Annotated in this window: 15 protein-coding genes; 2 read left to right on the top strand and 13 right to left on the bottom strand. The window is 71.2% G+C overall.

The window, feature by feature from the left end:
* Nucleotides 1-7: 7 nt before the first annotated feature.
* The 11 genes from ACGFR9_RS32830 to ACGFR9_RS32780 form a co-directional block, all read right to left on the bottom strand.
* Nucleotides 8-799: a rhamnogalacturonan acetylesterase gene (locus ACGFR9_RS32830; RefSeq protein WP_393215991.1), complete on the bottom strand. Its 792-nt coding sequence runs from the start codon at nt 797-799 to the stop codon at nt 8-10.
* Nucleotides 800-923: 124 nt separating this feature from the next.
* Complete coding sequence (locus ACGFR9_RS32825; RefSeq protein ID WP_393215988.1) at nt 924-2,282, bottom strand: ABC transporter substrate-binding protein; 1,359 nt, start codon at nt 2,280-2,282, stop codon at nt 924-926.
* Between the two features lie 69 nt (nt 2,283-2,351).
* Nucleotides 2,352-3,914 carry a family 43 glycosylhydrolase gene (locus ACGFR9_RS32820; RefSeq protein WP_393215985.1) on the bottom strand — a complete coding sequence of 521 codons (1,563 nt, stop codon included), beginning with the start codon at nt 3,912-3,914 and terminating at the stop codon, nt 2,352-2,354.
* The gene (locus ACGFR9_RS32815) at nt 3,911-4,756 is read right to left on the bottom strand and encodes a PmoA family protein (RefSeq protein WP_393215982.1); all 846 of its coding nucleotides are present in this window, start codon (nt 4,754-4,756) and stop codon (nt 3,911-3,913) included. Before ACGFR9_RS32815 ends, ACGFR9_RS32820 begins: the two co-directional genes overlap by 4 nt.
* Entirely contained in the window at nt 4,753-5,919 is a 1,167-nt protein-coding gene (locus ACGFR9_RS32810) for a Gfo/Idh/MocA family protein (protein ID WP_393215979.1), read from the bottom strand. The genes ACGFR9_RS32815 and ACGFR9_RS32810 overlap by 4 nt, the downstream gene beginning before the upstream one ends.
* The gene (locus tag ACGFR9_RS32805; protein ID WP_393215976.1) at nt 5,916-6,812 is read right to left on the bottom strand and encodes a carbohydrate ABC transporter permease; all 897 of its coding nucleotides are present in this window, start codon (nt 6,810-6,812) and stop codon (nt 5,916-5,918) included. Before ACGFR9_RS32805 ends, ACGFR9_RS32810 begins: the two co-directional genes overlap by 4 nt.
* Nucleotides 6,809-7,741: a carbohydrate ABC transporter permease gene (locus ACGFR9_RS32800; RefSeq protein ID WP_393215973.1), complete on the bottom strand. Its 933-nt coding sequence runs from the start codon at nt 7,739-7,741 to the stop codon at nt 6,809-6,811. Before ACGFR9_RS32800 ends, ACGFR9_RS32805 begins: the two co-directional genes overlap by 4 nt.
* A gap of 95 nt (nt 7,742-7,836) precedes the next feature.
* Nucleotides 7,837-9,567, bottom strand: a complete 1,731-nt coding sequence (gene araD, locus ACGFR9_RS32795; RefSeq protein WP_393215970.1) for an L-arabinonate dehydratase — start codon at nt 9,565-9,567, stop codon at nt 7,837-7,839.
* Nucleotides 9,564-10,472 carry a dihydrodipicolinate synthase family protein gene (locus ACGFR9_RS32790; protein ID WP_393215967.1) on the bottom strand — a complete coding sequence of 303 codons (909 nt, stop codon included), beginning with the start codon at nt 10,470-10,472 and terminating at the stop codon, nt 9,564-9,566. The genes araD and ACGFR9_RS32790 overlap by 4 nt, the downstream gene beginning before the upstream one ends.
* Entirely contained in the window at nt 10,469-11,158 is a 690-nt protein-coding gene (locus ACGFR9_RS32785) for a GntR family transcriptional regulator (protein WP_311646576.1), read from the bottom strand. Before ACGFR9_RS32785 ends, ACGFR9_RS32790 begins: the two co-directional genes overlap by 4 nt.
* A 406-nt stretch (nt 11,159-11,564) precedes the next feature.
* Nucleotides 11,565-12,158, bottom strand: a complete 594-nt coding sequence (locus ACGFR9_RS32780; RefSeq protein WP_393215964.1) for a TIGR03086 family metal-binding protein — start codon at nt 12,156-12,158, stop codon at nt 11,565-11,567.
* Between the two features lie 123 nt (nt 12,159-12,281).
* On the opposite strand from ACGFR9_RS32780, the gene ACGFR9_RS32775 reads away from it, so the two are divergent.
* Nucleotides 12,282-13,469: an MFS transporter gene (locus ACGFR9_RS32775; RefSeq protein WP_393215961.1), complete on the top strand. Its 1,188-nt coding sequence runs from the start codon at nt 12,282-12,284 to the stop codon at nt 13,467-13,469.
* 135 nt (nt 13,470-13,604) lie between these two features.
* Here the strand turns inward: ACGFR9_RS32775 and ACGFR9_RS32770 are convergent, their stop codons facing one another.
* Nucleotides 13,605-14,768 carry a hypothetical protein gene (locus ACGFR9_RS32770; RefSeq protein WP_393215958.1) on the bottom strand — a complete coding sequence of 388 codons (1,164 nt, stop codon included), beginning with the start codon at nt 14,766-14,768 and terminating at the stop codon, nt 13,605-13,607.
* Nucleotides 14,765-15,724 (bottom strand): 5-dehydro-4-deoxyglucarate dehydratase, encoded by a 960-nt coding sequence (locus tag ACGFR9_RS32765; RefSeq protein ID WP_393215955.1) that lies wholly within the window; start codon nt 15,722-15,724, stop codon nt 14,765-14,767. The genes ACGFR9_RS32770 and ACGFR9_RS32765 overlap by 4 nt, the downstream gene beginning before the upstream one ends.
* Nucleotides 15,725-15,947: 223 nt before the next feature.
* Here ACGFR9_RS32765 and ACGFR9_RS32760 point away from each other — a divergent pair, with 223 nt between their 5' ends.
* The gene (locus ACGFR9_RS32760) at nt 15,948-16,757 is read left to right on the top strand and encodes an NAD-dependent epimerase/dehydratase family protein (RefSeq protein WP_393215952.1); all 810 of its coding nucleotides are present in this window, start codon (nt 15,948-15,950) and stop codon (nt 16,755-16,757) included.
* Nucleotides 16,758-17,060: the final 303 nt, after the last annotated feature.

The following is a 17,060-nucleotide window of genomic DNA, read 5'->3' as shown; positions in this document are numbered from 1 at the left end:
GGGGGTGTTACGCGACGGGCTCCGGCCAGGTGATCCACGACTCCGGGATCCCGGCGTCCGGCCGCACATCGCGCGGGCCGAGCACCCGGGTGCGCAGCAGCTCCCGGGCCACCAGCCGCGCGACGGCGATCGCGCCCGGCGGGTTGAAGTGCGTGTTGTCCTGCTCGGTCGCCGTCCAGTTGAAGTACTTCTTGGTCTCCTCGGCCCCGAGCTCCTGCCACAGGGCCAGCGACAGCGCCTGCACGTCGAGCAGCGCGACCCGTTCCTCGGCGGCCAGCGCCCGCATCGCCGCCGGGTACTCCCCGTGGCTCGGCAGGGCCCGCCCGTCGGCGTCGAACCGCCGCCGCTCCACGGCGGTCGCCAGCACGGGCCGCGCTCCACGGGCCCGCGCCCCGTCGACGTACATCCGCAGATACTCCTGATACGTCGACCAGGGCTCGGTGTAGCGGGTGGGATCGGCACTCTTCTCGTCGTTGTGCGCGAACTGCACGAGGAGGAGATCGCCGGGCCGAATGGAGGAGAAGATCCCCTCGAGCAGCCCCTCATCGACAAAACTCTTGGAACTCCGCCCGTTCACGGCATGATTGGAGACGGTGAGATGCCGGTGGAGCAGAAAGGGCAACGCCATCCCCCACCCGGTCTCGGGCGCGGCATCGGCGTATTTCCGGGCGGCGGTGGAATCCCCGGCGATGAAGAGAGCGCGCTGACGCCGCGAACCGGCCTGAGCGGTCCCGCCCACAGCAAGGGCAAGAGGAACGCCGATCCCGACGACGGCAACCTGTCTACGCGAGATGGACACAGCGGTGCCTTTCGACAGCGGAGGCGGGGAGCGCCCCAAAGGGGCGCGGGGAACTGCGCGACCAGCCAGGAACGGCCCGCAGCCCGAAAACCACAGGCCGCCCCCGGCGAAAAGGGACCGCAGGTCAGCCCTTCTGTTCCTGCCACTCGGCCTGAGCCTCGTTCAACTGCTCGGCCATCCCATCCAGGAATTCCTTGGAACTCATGTCCCCCAGAAGCACCTTCTGGAAATTCGGCTCATTGTCGGCCTTGGAGATCGTGTTCCAGTCCGGCAGATAGTAGGGCAGCTGCACGATACTGGTGGAACCGTCACTCAACGCGTCCGCCGCCAGCTTCGTCGGCTCCGCCTTGCTGATCCAGTCGTCCTTCGCCGCGTCCGCGTGCGCCGGTACCTGACCGGCCGACTCGTTGAACTTCGAGCTGGACTCCGCCGACGTGGCGAACTCGATGAACTTCCAGGCGGCTTCCTTGTTCTTGGAGCTCTTGAACATACCGACGCCGTCGACCGGGTTGGACACCTGGACGCGCTTGCCGCCGGGACCGATCGGCTGCGGGATGCCCCGGAACTTGTCGGTGGTGAGCGCCTTGACGTGGTCCTGGTACGAACCGAGGTTGTGGTTCAGCATGCCGATGGTGCCGGAGTCCCACTGCGCGACCATCTTGGTGAAGTCGTTGTTCAGGTCGGCCGCGGGAGTGACCTTCTTGAACAGGGCCGCGTACTTCTCCAGGGCCTTGACGTTCTTCGGGTCGTTGACCGTGGTCTTCTTGCCGGAGGAGTCCCAGAACGAGGTGATGCCGGACTGGCCGTACGCCGCGTCCAGGGCCTGGGCGATGGAGCCGGCGCCGCCGCGGATGGTGTAGCCGAACTCGTTCTTGCCCTTGTTCGTCAGCTTCTCGGCGGCCTTGTAGAACAGGTCCCAGGTGGTCGGCTCCTCCAGGCCCGCCTTCTCGAACAGGTCGGTGCGGTAGTACAGCACGCCGTTGTTCGCGGAGGTGGGGATCGAGTACAGCTTGTCGTCGCCGCCGCCCGCGGCGCGCATCGACTCGATCATGTCCTTGTTGAGCTTGCCGTTCAACGGGGACTTGGCCAGCCGGAAGTCCAGCGTCTCGAGCGCGTCCTGGGCGGCGAATCCCGCGAGCATCGAGGCGGAGATGCCGCCGACGTCCGGGAGGCCGCCGCCCTGGATGGCGGTGTCGACCTTGGACTGGTACTCGGTGGAGGCGATACCGACGTACTGGACGTCGATGTCCGGGTTCGCCTTCTCGAAGTCCGCGATGACCTCCTTCCAGATCTCGGTGCGGACACCGCCGTTGTTGTCCCAGAAGACGATCTTGCCCTTGCCGCTGCCCTCGGCGCCCTCGTCGCCGCCCCCGCCGCTGCCGTCGTCGCCGCAGGCGGTGGCGGTCAGGGCGAGCACGGCCCCCAGGGCGACGGCGGCCGATGCACGGCGCCTTGTGCTGTTTCTGAGATTGCTGATCTTCATTGGTCGGCTCTCTTCTTCTGGATCCAACGGACTATGAAGTTGTGGGGGGTCTGGCGTGGCCGGCGCCGCTCAGCCCCGCGCGGGGGTACTGATCCGGAACCGGGTGAACGTGGCGGTGCCGGCGTGTCCCTGACCGGTCGGTGCCACGGCGGCCAGGCCGAGCAGGGCCCCGACCCAGCGCCAGGGGGTGGCCGCGAAGACCTGGCCGGTGGGGCGGAAGCCGTCCCCGGTGTCGGCAAGGAAACGGCAGCGCGCCCCGGCGCCGATCTCGATCCGCAGCAGGGCGGTGCCGTCGGGGGCGGGCCGTGGGTGGTCGGCGTCGCGTTCCTTCCCCCACTGCCCCGAAGGCGTGGGAGGTGCCCCCATGGCGACCGTCTCGGCGAACCGGTGCACCAGGTGTACGGCACCGTCGGCGCCGCGCTGGAGTCCGATCCAGCGGTAGGCGTCGCCGAGGACGGCGAGCCCGGCGCGTGCCCCGGGTTCCCCGCTGTCGAGCCGCAGTTCCACCTCGACGGTGCACGGGGTGGCGGGCAGCCGCTGGGTGAGGACGTGGGGCAGCCGGCGCAGGTCGTGCGCGTCGGCGGAGCGGACACAGGTCAGCCGCAGCCCGTCGGCGGAGTGCTGGGTGGCCCAGCCCTCCTTGGGGTTGGCGGTCCAGGTCCACTGGCGGCCGTGGCGTCCGCCGGGGAAGTCGTCGTCGGTGGCGGGCGCGGCGGGCGGCTGCGGGGGCAGGTCCGGCCGGCGGTGTACGGCGACGGGGGCACCGTCGTCCCCGAGCACCGGCCAGCCGTCGGGGCTCCAGCTCATGGGCTGGAGGTGGACGACACGGCCGTACGCACCGCGCTGCTGGAAGTGCAGGAACCAGTCCTCGCCGGACGGGGTGCGCACCCAGCCGCCCTGGTGGGGGCCGTTGACGTCGGTGTCCTTCTGCTCCAGGACCACCTTCTCCTCGTACGGTCCGAAGAAGGCGCGGGAGCGGAGGGCGCCCTGCCAGCCGGTCTCCACTCCCCCGGCGGGGGCGAGGATCCAGAACCAGCCGTCGTGCCGGTAGAGCTTGGGCCCTTCCAGGGTGAACCAGCCGGGGATGCGGTCACCGTCGACGATCACCTTGCCCTCGTCGAGGAGTTCGGTGCCGTGGGGGTGCATCCGGTGGCCGGTGAGCCGGTTCTTGACGCCGGAGCGTGACCTGGCCCAGGCGTGCACCAGGTACGCCTCGCCCGTCTCGTCGTCCCACAGGGGGCACGGGTCGATCAGGCCCTTGCCGGCCTTGACCAGCAGCGGGCTGTTCCAAGGGCCGCGGATCTCGGGGGCGTTGACCTGGAAGATGCCCTGGTCGGGGTCGCCCCAGAAGATCCAGAAACGGTCGTCGTGGTGGCGCAGGGCGGGTGCCCAGACGCCGCAGTCGTGCCGGGGGGTGGTGAACTCGCTCTCGGGTCCGAGGCGTTCGAGGGCGTGGCCGACGAGGGTCCAGTTGACCAGGTCGCGGGAGTGCAGCAGCGGCAGTCCGGGGGCGCGGCCGAAGCTGGAGGCGGTGAGGTAGAAGTCGTCGCCGACGCGGATCACGTCCGGGTCGGACCAGTCGGCGTCCAGGACCGGGTTGCGGTAGGTGGTGTCGGTCTGCGCGGCGGTCACGGGCTCACCGCCTTGCGGACCAGGGCGGCGGCCTCGGTGCGGTCGAGCCGGCCGTCGGCGACGACGGTGACGATCCGGCGGACCACGGTCTCGCCGGGCGGGACGGGCAGCCGGTCCGTAGGGGCGAGGGAGGAGCCGACGCCCGGGTATGCGGCGGTGCGCACGAACCAGGGGTCCTGGCGCGTCTGTGCGGTGGCCCCGGCGAGGACGAGGGTCCAGGTGGAGCCGATGAGGGCGATCCAGTCGGCCGTCCGGCCGTGGACCTCGCTCTCGCCCTCGGCGGCGGCGGTGAGGACGTCCGGTGCCGTCTCCTCCTTGCGGGCCCGCCAGAAGAAGCCCCCGTAGGCGGCTCCGGGGCGGCCGTTGGTGGCGGGGCTGCCGAGGGAGAGCGGCGCACTGGTGACGTTGGTGAGGGAGAAGGTGAAGTCCAGCGCCCAGGCCGTGTCGGTGAGTCCGGTGGCGCCGACCGTACGGCGTTCGCGCAGCAGCTCGCCGGGCGCGGCCACCCAGCGCAGTTCCTCGACGAAGCCGTCGGGGTCGCGCAGCTGGTAGGCGGCGTGCCGCTGGGAGCCGTGGTTGTCCAGTTCGGTCGGGCCCCGGCCCCGGACGTAGGTGCGTCCGCCCCAGAAGTTGAACCCCTCGACGTCGGGAACGGCGACACCGACGCCGAGGTGGTGGGTGTGGTCGGCGGGGCTGAGTTCGGTGACCGCCGTGCCGGCCAGGGTGGTGACGGGGTGCAGATAGGGCCGTGGGGAGAGCCGGGCCTGCAGTTCGGGCCGGGTGACGTACCGGCCGACGGGCCGGCCGGCGACGCGCAGCACCACGGAGTCGTTGCCGGTCATCGGGTGCTCACCTCTTTCGGCAGGTGGTGGGCGGGCAGGGCCCAGGAGGCGCCCAGCTCGGAGTAGAGGGACAGGGTGTCGGCGGCGGCCGCGACGAGTCCGTCGACGCCGGGCACGACCCGGCGGTTCTCACCGGGGACGTGCCGCCAGGCGCCGTCGGGGAGCGGTGCCGGGTCGGGTGCCGTGCGGATCGCCTCGACGACCTGCATGAAGGCGCCCGTCTCGTCCGGGGGGACCAGCAGCGGGGTGCCGTCGGTGAGGTGGGCGACGAGGTTCTCCAGCAGGTCGGTACGGTCGAACCGGGTCTCCTCGGGGCCGTGGTCGGCGCGCTGGAGCAGGACGCGGTCCTGCTTGTACCAGAAGGTGATGCGTCCGGTGGTGCCGTGCACCAGCACGTACGGCTCGTCGGCCCGCTCCGCGCACAGGGTCGCGGCGACGGTGACGGAGCCGCCGCGTGCGGTGGTGATCCGTACGCAGGAGGTGTCGTCGGACTCGATGTCGTTGGCGCGCAGCAGTTCGGTCTCGATGCCGGCGACGTCCTCGGCGCGGGTGCTGTCGCCGAGCGCGAGGGCGGTGGCGACGGCGTGGGCGAGCGGGTTGGTGAGCGCGCCGTCGACCACGTCGACGCCGTTCAGCCGGCGCCGGCCCGCCCAGGGGGCCCGGCGGAAGTACTCCTCGGGCCGCACCCAGGCGCCGGCTCCGCCGATGCCGACCACCCGGCCGACGGCGCCCTCCTCGACCATGGCGCGGATGGCGGGCACGGCGTGCGAGCCGAGCGACTGGAAGCCGACCTGGCAGGCGACCCCGGCCGCGGCGACCCCGTCGGCCATCCGCCGGTACTCGGCGTACGACGGCGCCGGCGGCTTCTCCAGCAGGATGTGCACGCCTCGTCCGGCCGCCGCGAGGGCGAGGTCGGTGTGGGTCGGGATCGGGGTGCAGATGACCGCGATCCGGGCACCGGTGGACTCCAGGAGCGCGCCGAAGTCGGCTGACTGCTCGGGGAGTTCACCGCCGAACTCGTCCTCGGTGAGCGGGGTGAGCTCGCAGATGCCGGCGAGCCGTACGAGCCCCTGATCCTGGAGGCGGCGGATGTTCGCCACGTGCCAGCGGCCGTGGCCGCGGGCGCCGGCGAGGACTACGGGAACGGGCGTACCGGCTGTCATCCCTTCACCGCCCCCGCGCTGAAGCCGGTGATCAGCCACTTCTGGATGAAGGCGAAGACGAGCACGACGGGGACCGCCGCGATGATGCCGCCCGCGGCGAGCGCGCCGAGGTCGACGCTGTCCGCGCTCATCAGGGTGTTGAGGCCGACCGGGATGGTCTGCTTCTCCTGGTTGTTGAGGAACATCAGGGCGAACAGGAAGTGGTTCCAGGAGTGGACGAAGGCGAAGGAGCCGACGGCGATCAGACCGGGCCGCAGCAGGGGCAGGACGACCACCCGGAACGCCTTGAACCGGTTGCAGCCGTCGACCCAGGCGGCCTCCTCCAGGGAGTACGGCACGTTCTTGATGAAGTTGCTGATCAGAATGATCGACAGGGGGAGCTGGAAGACCGTCTCGGCGAGGATGACACTGCCGAGGGAGTTGATCATCTGCAGTTCGGCGAAGATCTCGAACAGCGGGACGAGCAGCAGCGCGCCGGGCACGAACTGGGAGCAGAGCAGGGCCAGCATGAACGCCCGCTTGATCTTGAAGTCGAACCGGGCGAGGGCGTAGCCGCCGGCCAGGGCGACCAGGGTCGTCATGACCAGGGTGGCGACGCCGACGAGCACGCTGTTCTGGAAGAAGACGCCGAAGGACCGGTCCGTCCACACCTTCTCGAAGTGGACGGTGGTCATCGGCCAGGGCACGAGCGAGGTGGAGCCGGCCGGGCGGAGCGCGAAGAGCAGGATCCAGTAGAAGGGGATGAGGGTGAAGACGAGGTAGATGCCGAGCGGCAGATAGATCTGCCAGCGGGGTGCCTCGTCCCAGGCCCGGCGCTTCTTGTTCGGCCGGGGTGGCGCGGGGGCGGTGCGCGCGGGGGCGGGGGCGGCCACGGTGGCCTCCTTGGTGATCACTTCTCGCCTCCGAACTTGCTCAGCCGCAGATAGACCATCGAGCAGAAGAGCAGGATGACGAACGCGACCGTGGTCAGTGCCGACGCGTAGCCGAAGTTGTGGGCGTCGACCGAGGTGTTGGCGATGTACAGCGGGAGTGTGGTGGTCTCGCCCGCGGGTCCGCCGCCGGTCAGGGTGTAGAGCAGGTCGACGTTGTTGAACTCCCACACGGCGCGCAGCAGCGTGGACAGGATGATGGCGTCCTTCAGATGCGGCAGCGTGATGTGCAGGAACTGCTTGATGCGGCTGGCCCCGTCGACCTCGGCGGCCTCGTAGAGGTCCTTCGAGACGGACTGGAGGTCGGCGAGTATGAGGATCGCGAAGAAGGGGACTCCGCGCCACAGATCGGCGACGACGGCCGCCGGGAACACGGTGGAGGTGTCCGACAGCCAGCTGACGCCGTAGTCGCCGATGCCCATGTCGGCGAGGTAACGGGTGATGCCCGTCTGGGAGTTGTAGAGCAGCACCCAGATCGCGGAGGTCAGCACGCCGGAGACGGCCCACGGTGAGAAGACCATGGCGCGGCCGAGGGCGCGGCCGACGAAGGTCTGGTTGACGATGAGGGCGAGCGCCAGGCCGAACAGCAGTTGCAGTCCGACCTCGACGAAGACCCACTTGGCGCTGAAGACGAGGGTGTCCCAGAACAGCGGGTCCTCGGTGAAGATGTGGGTGAAGTTGTCGAAGCCCGCGAAGCCGTTGCGCCAGGGCTTGGTGGGGTTGTAGTTCTGCAGGCTGTAGTAGAAGACGCTGAGGACCGGGTAGGCGATGAAGCCCAGCATGAGCAGGGCGGCCGGCGCGATCAGCAGATAGGGAAGCCTGCGGGGCGTGGCGGAGGCACGGCGCCGCCGGGGTGGCCTGGGCGGTTTCGCCACGGCTGCGGCATGGGCCATGACTGTTCTCCGTTTCTCGGTACGTCGTGCTGTGTGGTGCGTGTGCGGGTGAAGCGCTTTCTTCATAGGTGTGCGAGGGCCGGACCTGCGGCCGGTCAGCCGGCGTACGGGTCCTGGACCGTGCCCGGTCGGGCGAGGAACTCGAAGTCGCAGCCGGTGTCGGCCTGCGTGATCTGCTCGTTGTAGAGCGCGCCGTAGCCGCGCTCGTAACGCACGGGCGGCGGTGTCCAGTCCGCCCGGCGGCGCTCCAACTCCGCGTCGTCGACGTCGAGTCGGAGCAGGCGGTTCTCGACGTCCAGGGTGATCGAGTCCCCGGTGCGGACGAGGGCGAGCGGGCCGCCGACGTACGACTCGGGGGCGATGTGCAGGACGCACGTGCCGTAACTCGTCCCGCTCATCCGGGCGTCGGAGATCCGCACCATGTCCCGTATGCCCTGCTTGAGCAGGTGGTCGGGCAGGGGCAGCATCCCGTACTCGGGCATGCCGGGGCCGCCCTTGGGTCCGGCGTTCCGCAGAACCAGCACGCTGTCGGCGGTGATGTCCAGCGCCGGGTCGTTGATGGTGCGCTGCATCTGCTTGTAGTCGTCGAAGACGACGGCTCGGCCGGTGTGCTTGAGCAGATGCGGTTCGGCGGCGATGTGCTTGATGACGGCGCCGTCCGGGCAGAGGTTGCCACGCAGTACGGCGACCCCGCCCTCGTCCGCCACCGGGTTGTCCCGGGTGCGGATGACGTCGTCGTCGTGCACCTGCGCGCCGGCGATCTGCTCGCGCAGGGTGTCGTGGGAGACGGTGGGACGGTCCAGGTGGAGCAGGTCCGGGATCCGGGAGAGGAACCCGGGCAGTCCGCCCGCGAAGTGGAAGTCCTCCATCAGGTACGTCTGTCCGCCGGGCCGCACGTTCGCGAGCACCGGGACGGTGCGGGCGACGCGGTCGAAGTCGTCGAGGGTGAGCTTGACGCCCGCGCGGCCGGCCATGGCGATCAGATGGATGACGGCGTTGGTGGAGCCGCCGAGCCCCAGGACCGTCGTGACGGCGTCCTGGAATGCCTCCGCGGTGAGGATGTCGCCGAGTTTGCGGTCCTTGTGGACCAGGTCGACGATCGTCAGGCCCGCCCGGGCGGCCATCCGGTCGTGTCCGGAGTCGACGGCCGGGATGCTGGAGGCGCCCGGGACGGTGACGCCGAGGGCCTCGGCGGCGGCGGTCAGCGTGGACGCCGTCCCCATGGTCATGCAGTGGCCGGGCGAGCGGGCCAGGCCGTTCTCCAGTTCCAGCATGTCGCAGTCGCCGATGAGGCCGGCCCGCTTGTCGTCCCAGTACTTCCACATGTCGGTGCCGGAGCCCAGGACCTCGCCTCGCCAGTGTCCGGGCAGCATGGGCCCGGCGGGCACGAACACGGCGGGCAGGTCGGCGCTGGCGGCGCCCATCAGCAGGGCGGGCGTGGACTTGTCGCAGCCGCCCATCAGCACGGCGCCGTCGACCGGGTACGACCGCAGCAGCTCCTCCGTCTCCAGGGCGAGGAGGTTGCGGTAGAGCATGGGGGTCGGCTTCTGGAAGGTCTCGCTGAGGGTGGAGACCGGGAACTCGAGCGGGAAGCCACCCGCCTGCCACACGCCCCGTTTGACGGCCTGCGCGCGGTCGCGCAGATGGACGTGGCAGGGGTTGATGTCGGACCAGGTGTTGAGGATCGCGATGACCGGCTTGCCCAGGTGCTCCTCGGGGAGGTAGCCGAGCTGGCGGGTGCGGGCGCGGTGACTGAAGGAGCGCAGGCCGTCGGTGCCGTACCACTGGTGGCTGCGCAGCTGCTCCGGGGGCTTCCTGGCGTTCATATCGACCACCCCGCGGCGATGGCGGCGACCTCGGCGCGCTCGCTCTCCGGCAGCAGTCTGCTCGGCGGGCGGACCTCGCGGCGGCACAGGCCGAGGGAGGCGAGGGCCTCCTTGACGACGGTGACGTTGTCGGCGGAGCCGCCTGCGGCGCGCAGTTCCTCGAAGCGGCGGATCTGCTCCCACACCTTCATCGCGGCCGGGTAGTCGCCGGAGCGCAGCGCCTCGATCATGTTCAGCGAGACGGACGGGGCGACGTTGACCAGGCCGGAGGTGAAGCCGGTGGCGCCGGCCGAGAAGTAGGAGGGCGCGTACGGCTCCGCGAGCCCCGCCACCCATACGAACCGTTCGAGTCCCGCGTCGCGGGCGAAGGCGGCGAACTTCGACGCGTCCGGCACGGCGTACTTCACGCCGATGACGTTGGGGCAGGCGTCGGCGAGTTCGGCGAGCCGGGCGCCGGTCAGCTGGGGGTTGCGGAGGTAGGGGACGACGCCCAGTTCGGGCACGGCCTCGGCGATGGCGCGGTGGTAGTCGACCCAGCCGCTCTGGGCGACGTAGGGGTGGACGGGCTGGTGCACCATCACCATCTGCGCGCCGAGTTCACGGGCGTGCCGCGCGGAGGCGACGGCGGTGGGCACGTCGTGGCCCACCCCGACCAGGATCACCGCGCGGTCCCCGGCCTCCTCCACGGTCAGCTCGGTGACCAGCCGGCGCTCGTCGGGGGTCAGGGCGTAGAACTCGCCGGTGTTGCCGTTGGGGGTGAGGGTCGTGATGCCACCGTCGAGGAGACGACGCAGCAAAGCCCGGTAGGTGCCTGAATCGAGGGAGCCGTCCTCGGCGAACGGGGTCACCGGGATCGCCACCACGTCGGCCAGGGCCGCCCGCTGGGTCTCGAACGTCGTTGTCATGCCTGACCGTCCTCTTTCTGGGCTTCCGGGGCCACGAATTCCCCGTCGAACTCCGCTTCGGGGAAGGCCCGTCGTACGAACGACGCGATGTGCGAGTGCAGGGCGCGCGCCGCGCCGTCGGCGTCGCCGTCGAGGGCGAGCCGCAGGATCTCGCGGTGCTCGCTGGCCTCCCGGTCCCAGGAGGGGTCGGTGGCCCAGGCGACGGCCGAGACGAGCGCCGCCTGGTCGCGGACCTCGTCGAGCATCCGGCCGAGCAGCGGGTTGCCGCAGGGCACGTAGAGGGCGCGGTGGAACTCCCGGTTGGCGAGCGAGCGTTCGGCGGTGTCGCCGGCCTGGTCGGCCCGCGTCAGCGCGTCTCGCGCGGCGTCCAGGGAGGCACCGCGCCGCACGGCGCGCTTCAGCGCCTCGGGTTCGAGGAGCAGCCGCACGTCGTAGACCTCGCGCGCCATGTCCGCGTCGACCATGCGCACCGTGACGCCCTTGTACTGGCTCATCACGACCAGTCCGGTCCCGGCCAGGGTCTTGAGCGCCTCGCGCACCGGGGTCTTGGACACCCCGAACTGTGCGGCGAGGTCGGTCTCGACCAGGGCCTGGCCCGGTGTGAACCGGCCGGTGAGGATGCGGCGTTTGATCTCCTCCAGCACGTACTGCGTGCGGGAGGGGATCGGCGTGGGCACAGAGGTCATGCGCGCCTCTCGGATCTCGCGTATCTGATCTCGCGTATTGCGTCTCATATATGACGTACGAAGTACGACGCGGATGACCGTAGGAGTGACCGAGAGTGTTCGTCAATGCTTCTGACAAAGGAACTTGGAGTTGCCCGACGGGGAGCGTGCGCGGCCGCGGCGGGCGGCCGGAGGCCGGGAGACGAGCGCCGGGCGGGGTGGCCCGGGTTCGCTTTCGCGATGTCCCGCGCCGTGCGTGTGGTGGGGAACGGCCGGGCGCGCGGCCGGGCGGGGGTGGTGACGCGCACGGCCCGTCGGGGTGTGCACACGGTCCGCCGCCTCCTGGACGGGCGGGGACCGGGACGGGGGACCGGCCGGGCCGGGCCGTGCGCCATCGCAACTCGGCGAACGTCCTGAACCTCCGCGGTCAGGCGTGACCCGTCCAGTCCGGGTCGCGGCCGCTGAGGCCGATCGTCCGGTCGAGGAGGGAGGCGGTGGGCGGTACGGGAACGACGGGGCCGAAGATGCCGCCGCCTCCGTCGGACTCCGCGGCTGCGGCCAGCAGGAAGTCGTGCGCCGCCTGGAGCGCGGCCGGGTCCGGCTCGTACGGCTGCCCTGTCGCGCGGGCCAGGTCCCAGCCGTGGATCACCAGCTCGTCGGCGGTGACGGCACCGGCGACCCCGCCCGGCAGATCCAGACCGCCCGCGCGGGTCATGCCGGTCCATGCCTCCGGGTCCCGCCAGACCTCCGCGAGCTCGTCGAGCACCTTGGGCAGTTGCTCCCGCCAGCCCGGCCCGATGTCCGGCAGGGCGGCCTCCGGGCTGGTGTCGGTGGTGGCCCCCAGGCTCTTGCGGCCGGCGTCCCGGAAGGCGACGGCCAGCCCGAGAAGGTGGCCCAGCATGTTGCGTACCGCGTACTGCGGACAGGGTGTCCCGTCCGCCAGCTGCCCGTCGGTGACGCCCTCGGCGAGACGGGCCACGATCCGGGTCTGCGGTCCTAGGTCGAGCGTGGTGTCGGTCATCGGAGTGCTCCTCATCGCACGGTGTTCCTGAGAGGTGGACCGGGCCCGGCGGCGAAACTCATCGCCGGTCTGAGGCACCTGCCCGATCCCCCGGCGGGTGCCTTAGATCCACGATGACCCGTCATGACGACGACATGGACGCCGGCCCGCGTACTGCGCGACCGCAACGCCCGCCTCTACCTCACCGGCGTGGTGATCTCCGGCTTCGGCACCTCCGCGCTGTGGCTGGCCTCGGGGGTGTGGGTCAAGGACCTCACCGGCTCGGACGGTCTCGCGGCCCTGTGCATGCTGGCGATGTGGGCGCCCACCCTGGCCGGCCCGCTCCTCGGCACCCTGGCCGACCGGTTCCGCCGCCGGCCGCTGCTGATCGCCGCGAGCCTGCTGATGGCGGCGCTCCTGCCCGCCCTGTGCGTCGTCGATTCCCCGCGGGGGCTGTGGCTGCTGTACGCGGTGCTGTTCGTGTACGGCGCGACGGGCGTCGTCCATGACGCGGCCGAGTCGGCGCTGATCGCCACCGCCGTGGACCGCTCCCTGCTCGGCGACTTCAACGGACTGCGGATGACCGCCAACGAGGGCATGAAACTGCTGGCCCCGCTGGCGGGCGCGGGCCTGTACGCGGCGTACGGCGGGGCGGGCGTCGCCGTACTGGACTCGGTCACCTTCCTGCTCGCCACGGTCGTGTACGCGTCGCTGCGGGTACGGGAGGACCGGCCGGTACGCGCGCCCGGCGGGGGTACGGCCGAGGGCGCCCGCCATCTGTGGGCGCATCCGGTCCTGCGCCCGCTGGTACTGGCGGCCGGCGCCACGATGCTGTGCGCGGGCCTGAACGGGGCGCTGATCTACGCCGTGGTCGAGGCCCTCGGCCACTCCCCGGCGTACGCCGGCGTGCTGTACGCCGTCCAGGGCGCGGGTTCGGTACTCGTCGGCCTGCTCTCCGGCCCGGCCCTGCGGCGCCTGGGCGAACGGCGCTTCGCGGCGTACGGCATCGCCCTGCTGGCCGCGGCGGTGGGACTGCGCGCGATCCCCAACGAACCCCTGGCATGGGTCTGCAGCGCGGCCGTGGGCGCGGCCCTGCCGGCGGTACTGATCGCCGCCCTGACGGCACTCCAACGCGAAACCCCGCCCACCCTCCTGGGCAGAGCCACGGCCACCGCCAACACCCTGATCTACACCCCAAACGTCCTGGGCCTGGCCACAGCGGCGGCCCTGGCCGACCACACCGACCACCGCCTGCTCCTGGCCGCCGTCGCCTGCGCCCTCGCAGCGACGGCCACACCCCTCCTCACCCCCCGAAACCCCACCCCGGCCTGACACACCCCAACCGCGAACACCCACCCCCCGTTCCCGCGGGCAATCGTGCCGCTGGGGCGGCACGGGTGGGCGCGACGGCACCCCGCGAGCACCGGGCTGCGCAAACACGCCCCGGCCCCGGCCCGCACCGGCGGCTCAGAGCCCCGCCAACACCCCCCGCACCGCCTCCAGATCCGCATCCGCGGCCAACCCCGCGTGATACAGCCGCAGTTCCGTCGCCCCGAGGCGCCGCGCCTCCACCACGTCCGCCGCCAAGCCCGCAGGGCTGCCACCCATGCCGGAGACCACGGTGAAGTTGGCGGCGAGGACAGCGCCCCCGCGGGCCTCCCGGGCGAACGGACTCAGCAGACCGGCACCCCCCGTGCACGGTACGACCACGCCATCGGCGACACCCAGGATGTGCGCGGGATCCACACCCGCGTTGGCCCCGCAGTGATAGGACACCGGATCCGCGTGCAGCAGCACCTGAAAGCCTTCGGGAGCGGCCCGGCGTACAGCCCCGACCGCCGCCTCCTGCAACGTCCGGGCCGTATCGTCCCGCCACGCACGCGTGGCGTTCGCCGTGGCCTCACCGAGGAGTGTCGAAACCCCCGCCCACCCCCCGTCGGAGGGCGCCCCCCGCCACACCGGTTCCAGTGCGGTGCGTACGGAGGCGGCGAGCTCATCACCGTCCAGTCCCCGGGCCCCGTAGCCGTCACGGCAGGCGGGACAGAAGCACAGGGACATCAGGTACTGGCCGGCATCCCCCAGCCCCACCCCCGCGGTCTTGTCGTGGGCGTGCAGATGGGCCAGTCCGTACCAGCCGAGGGACTCCAGTTCGGTACCGCGCGCGCCGGGCCGCACCGCCGCCTCGGCGGCGAGATCGACCAGATACGCACGCGTACCGGCCTGCGCGATACACGGCGCCCACGGATAACGGTCACCGTAGGCGTTGACCACCGAGGTGTCCGGATGCTCCGCCCCCAGCCGGGAGTTGTGCGCGAGCACCACCCACGTGTGCACCTCGAGACCCGCGTCCGCGAGCGCGGCGGCGGCCGCACCGAAGGCGTCGCCGGGCGCCCAGTCGCCGGCCGCGTAGGGCCGCGGGACGCGCCCCGCCCACCGCTCCCCCGGCGGGTACAGCACCGCCGCGTGCTCCGCGGTCACCACCCGATGCCGGGGATGCCGAGGAGTCAGCGCCCGCGTCGAGTGATACGCCGACGCCAGCGTCACCTGCCCCACCCCCAGCCCGGCGATCCGCCCGGCCGCCTCCGGATCCCCGTTGACATCCCAGGGATAGACGAACGCCGACGCCTTCACTTGCCCTCCTCGAGCAGCGCGTGTCCCCGCTCGATCAGCTGAGCGAGCTGCTTCACATGATCCCCGGCCGGTTCGTGCAGTGGCGGCCGCACCTCTCCCACGTCGAGGCCGCGCAGGCGCACCCCCGCCTTGACCAGGGAGACGGCGTAACCGCTCCCCTTGGCGCGCAGTTCGACGAACGGCCGGTAGAAGCCGTCGACCAGCCGGTTCACGGTGACCGTGTCGCCGGTACGGAACGCCTTGTGACAAGCGAGCGCGATCTCGGGCGCGAAGCAGAACGCCGCCGACGAGTAGAGGGTGATACCGAGGGCGCCGTACGCGGGCTGGGTCAGTTCGGCGGTGGGCAGCCCGTTGAAGTACAGGAAGTCCGCGGGCCCTTCGGCGCGTACGGTGCTGACGATCCGCTGCATCAGGTCGAGGTCACCGAGGCCGTCCTTGAGGCCGATGATCCCCTCCGTGCGGGCCAGTTCGACGACGGTCGCCGGGGTGAAGACGGCGTTGTCGCGCTGGTAGACGACGACCGGCAGGGACGTCGCGGCGGCCAGCTGCCGGTAGTGCCGCAACAGCCCCTCCTGCGCGGCCCGCACCAGATACGGCGGCATCGCGAGCAGCCCGTCGGCGCCCGCACGCTCGGCGAGGCGGGCGTAGCGGACCGCGAGCGCGGTGCCGTAGCCGGCGCCCGCGACGACCGGGACACGACCGCCGGCGGCCTCGACCGCGGCGCCCACGCACAGCTCGAACTCCTCGGGCGTCAGCGCGTGGAACTCACCGGTGCCGCAGCAGGCGAACACGGCGGCGGCCCCGGTCTCCACCCCGCGCCGTACATGGAGCCGGTAGGTGTCGAGGTCGAGGGTGCCGTCGGGTCCGTAGGCGGTGACCGGGAAGAACAGCGGCCCGCTGGGGACACCGAGTCGGGTGGTGAGAGGGGCTGGCGTCACAAGCTCTCCCGGGTCCATATTCCTGATTCACGTCCATATTCCTGAACATGTTCACGCTAAGACGCCCCGAGGACCCCGGTCAAGCACCCCTCTCCGTCACACACCAGCGGATTCTTCCCTTCCCCAGGAAGTCGCGGAATACTTGACGCGCCGCGCCCCGCCTCCTTAGCGTGTCCAAGAATATGAATGCCGTGCGCACATATGTACGGTGTCGCGGCCGGCGATGCAAGGAGACCCGAGGATGCCCGCTCCCCGCACCGTTCTGCTCACCGGCGCCGCCGGCGGCCTCGGCACCCTGATGCGGGGACTGCTCCCGGCACACGGCCATGAGCTGCGCCTGCTCGACATGCGCCCGATCGACGGCGAACCGGACACGGTCGTCGCCGATCTCGCCGACAGGGACGCCCTGCGCGAGGCGGTCCGCGGCGTCGACGCGATCGTCCATCTCGCGGGCATCTCCCTGGAGTCCTCGTTCGAGAAGATCCTCAGGGCCAATATCGAGGGCACGTACAACCTGTACGAGGCCGCCCGCGAGGAGGGGGTCCGCCGTATCGTCTTCGCCTCCTCCAACCACGCCGTCGGCTACACCCCCCGCCCGCGGGACGGCGACCCGCTCATCCCGGCCGGGACGCCGCGCCGCCCGGACACCTACTACGGCCTGTCCAAGTGCTTCGGCGAGGACCTCGCCCAGCTCTACTGGGAGAAACACGGGATCGAGACCGTCTCCGTGCGCATCGGCTCCTGCTTCCCCGAGCCGACCAGCGTGCGCATGCTGTCGATCTGGATGAGCCCGGCGGACGGCGCCCGCCTCTTCCACGCGGCCCTCACCGCCGAGAACGTCGGGCACACCGTCGTCAACGGCTCCTCCCGGAACACCCGCCAGTGGCTGGACCTCACCTCCGCGCGGGCGCTCGGCTACGAGCCGCAGGACGACTCCGAGCAGTACGCCGAGAAGCTGATCGCCGAGCAGGGCGAGCTGGATCCGGACAATCCGGCCCACTCCAGCCTGGGCGGCCCCTTCCTCACCGACCCGCCGATCTGGCCGTACTGAGACCGGCCACCACGGCGGAAACACGACCCTCACAGGAGCGGACGGGCACCGAACGGGCCCGTCCGCTCCCGCATTCGGGCATCGGCAATGCCCGAACCCACGTGGCCGCGCACGGGCATGCAGGTCGAAGACGGGCACGCGGCGAATCAAACGGGCACAACCGGGCAGCATCGGATCAGTAACAGGCCTGTTCAGGCTGCGGGGACCGCTGTACAACTTGCCCCATGGACGCCACCGAGCCCGAACGGGCACGTCCGTAGCACCGGACGGAGGCGATCGAGGCGCGGAAGAACGTACGGAAGC

The sequence above is a fragment of the Streptomyces sp. NPDC048584 genome (assembly GCF_043199595.1).
GTDB lineage: Bacteria > Actinomycetota > Actinomycetes > Streptomycetales > Streptomycetaceae > Streptomyces > Streptomyces edwardsiae.
This window is presented reverse-complemented; position numbering and strand designations above follow the sequence as displayed.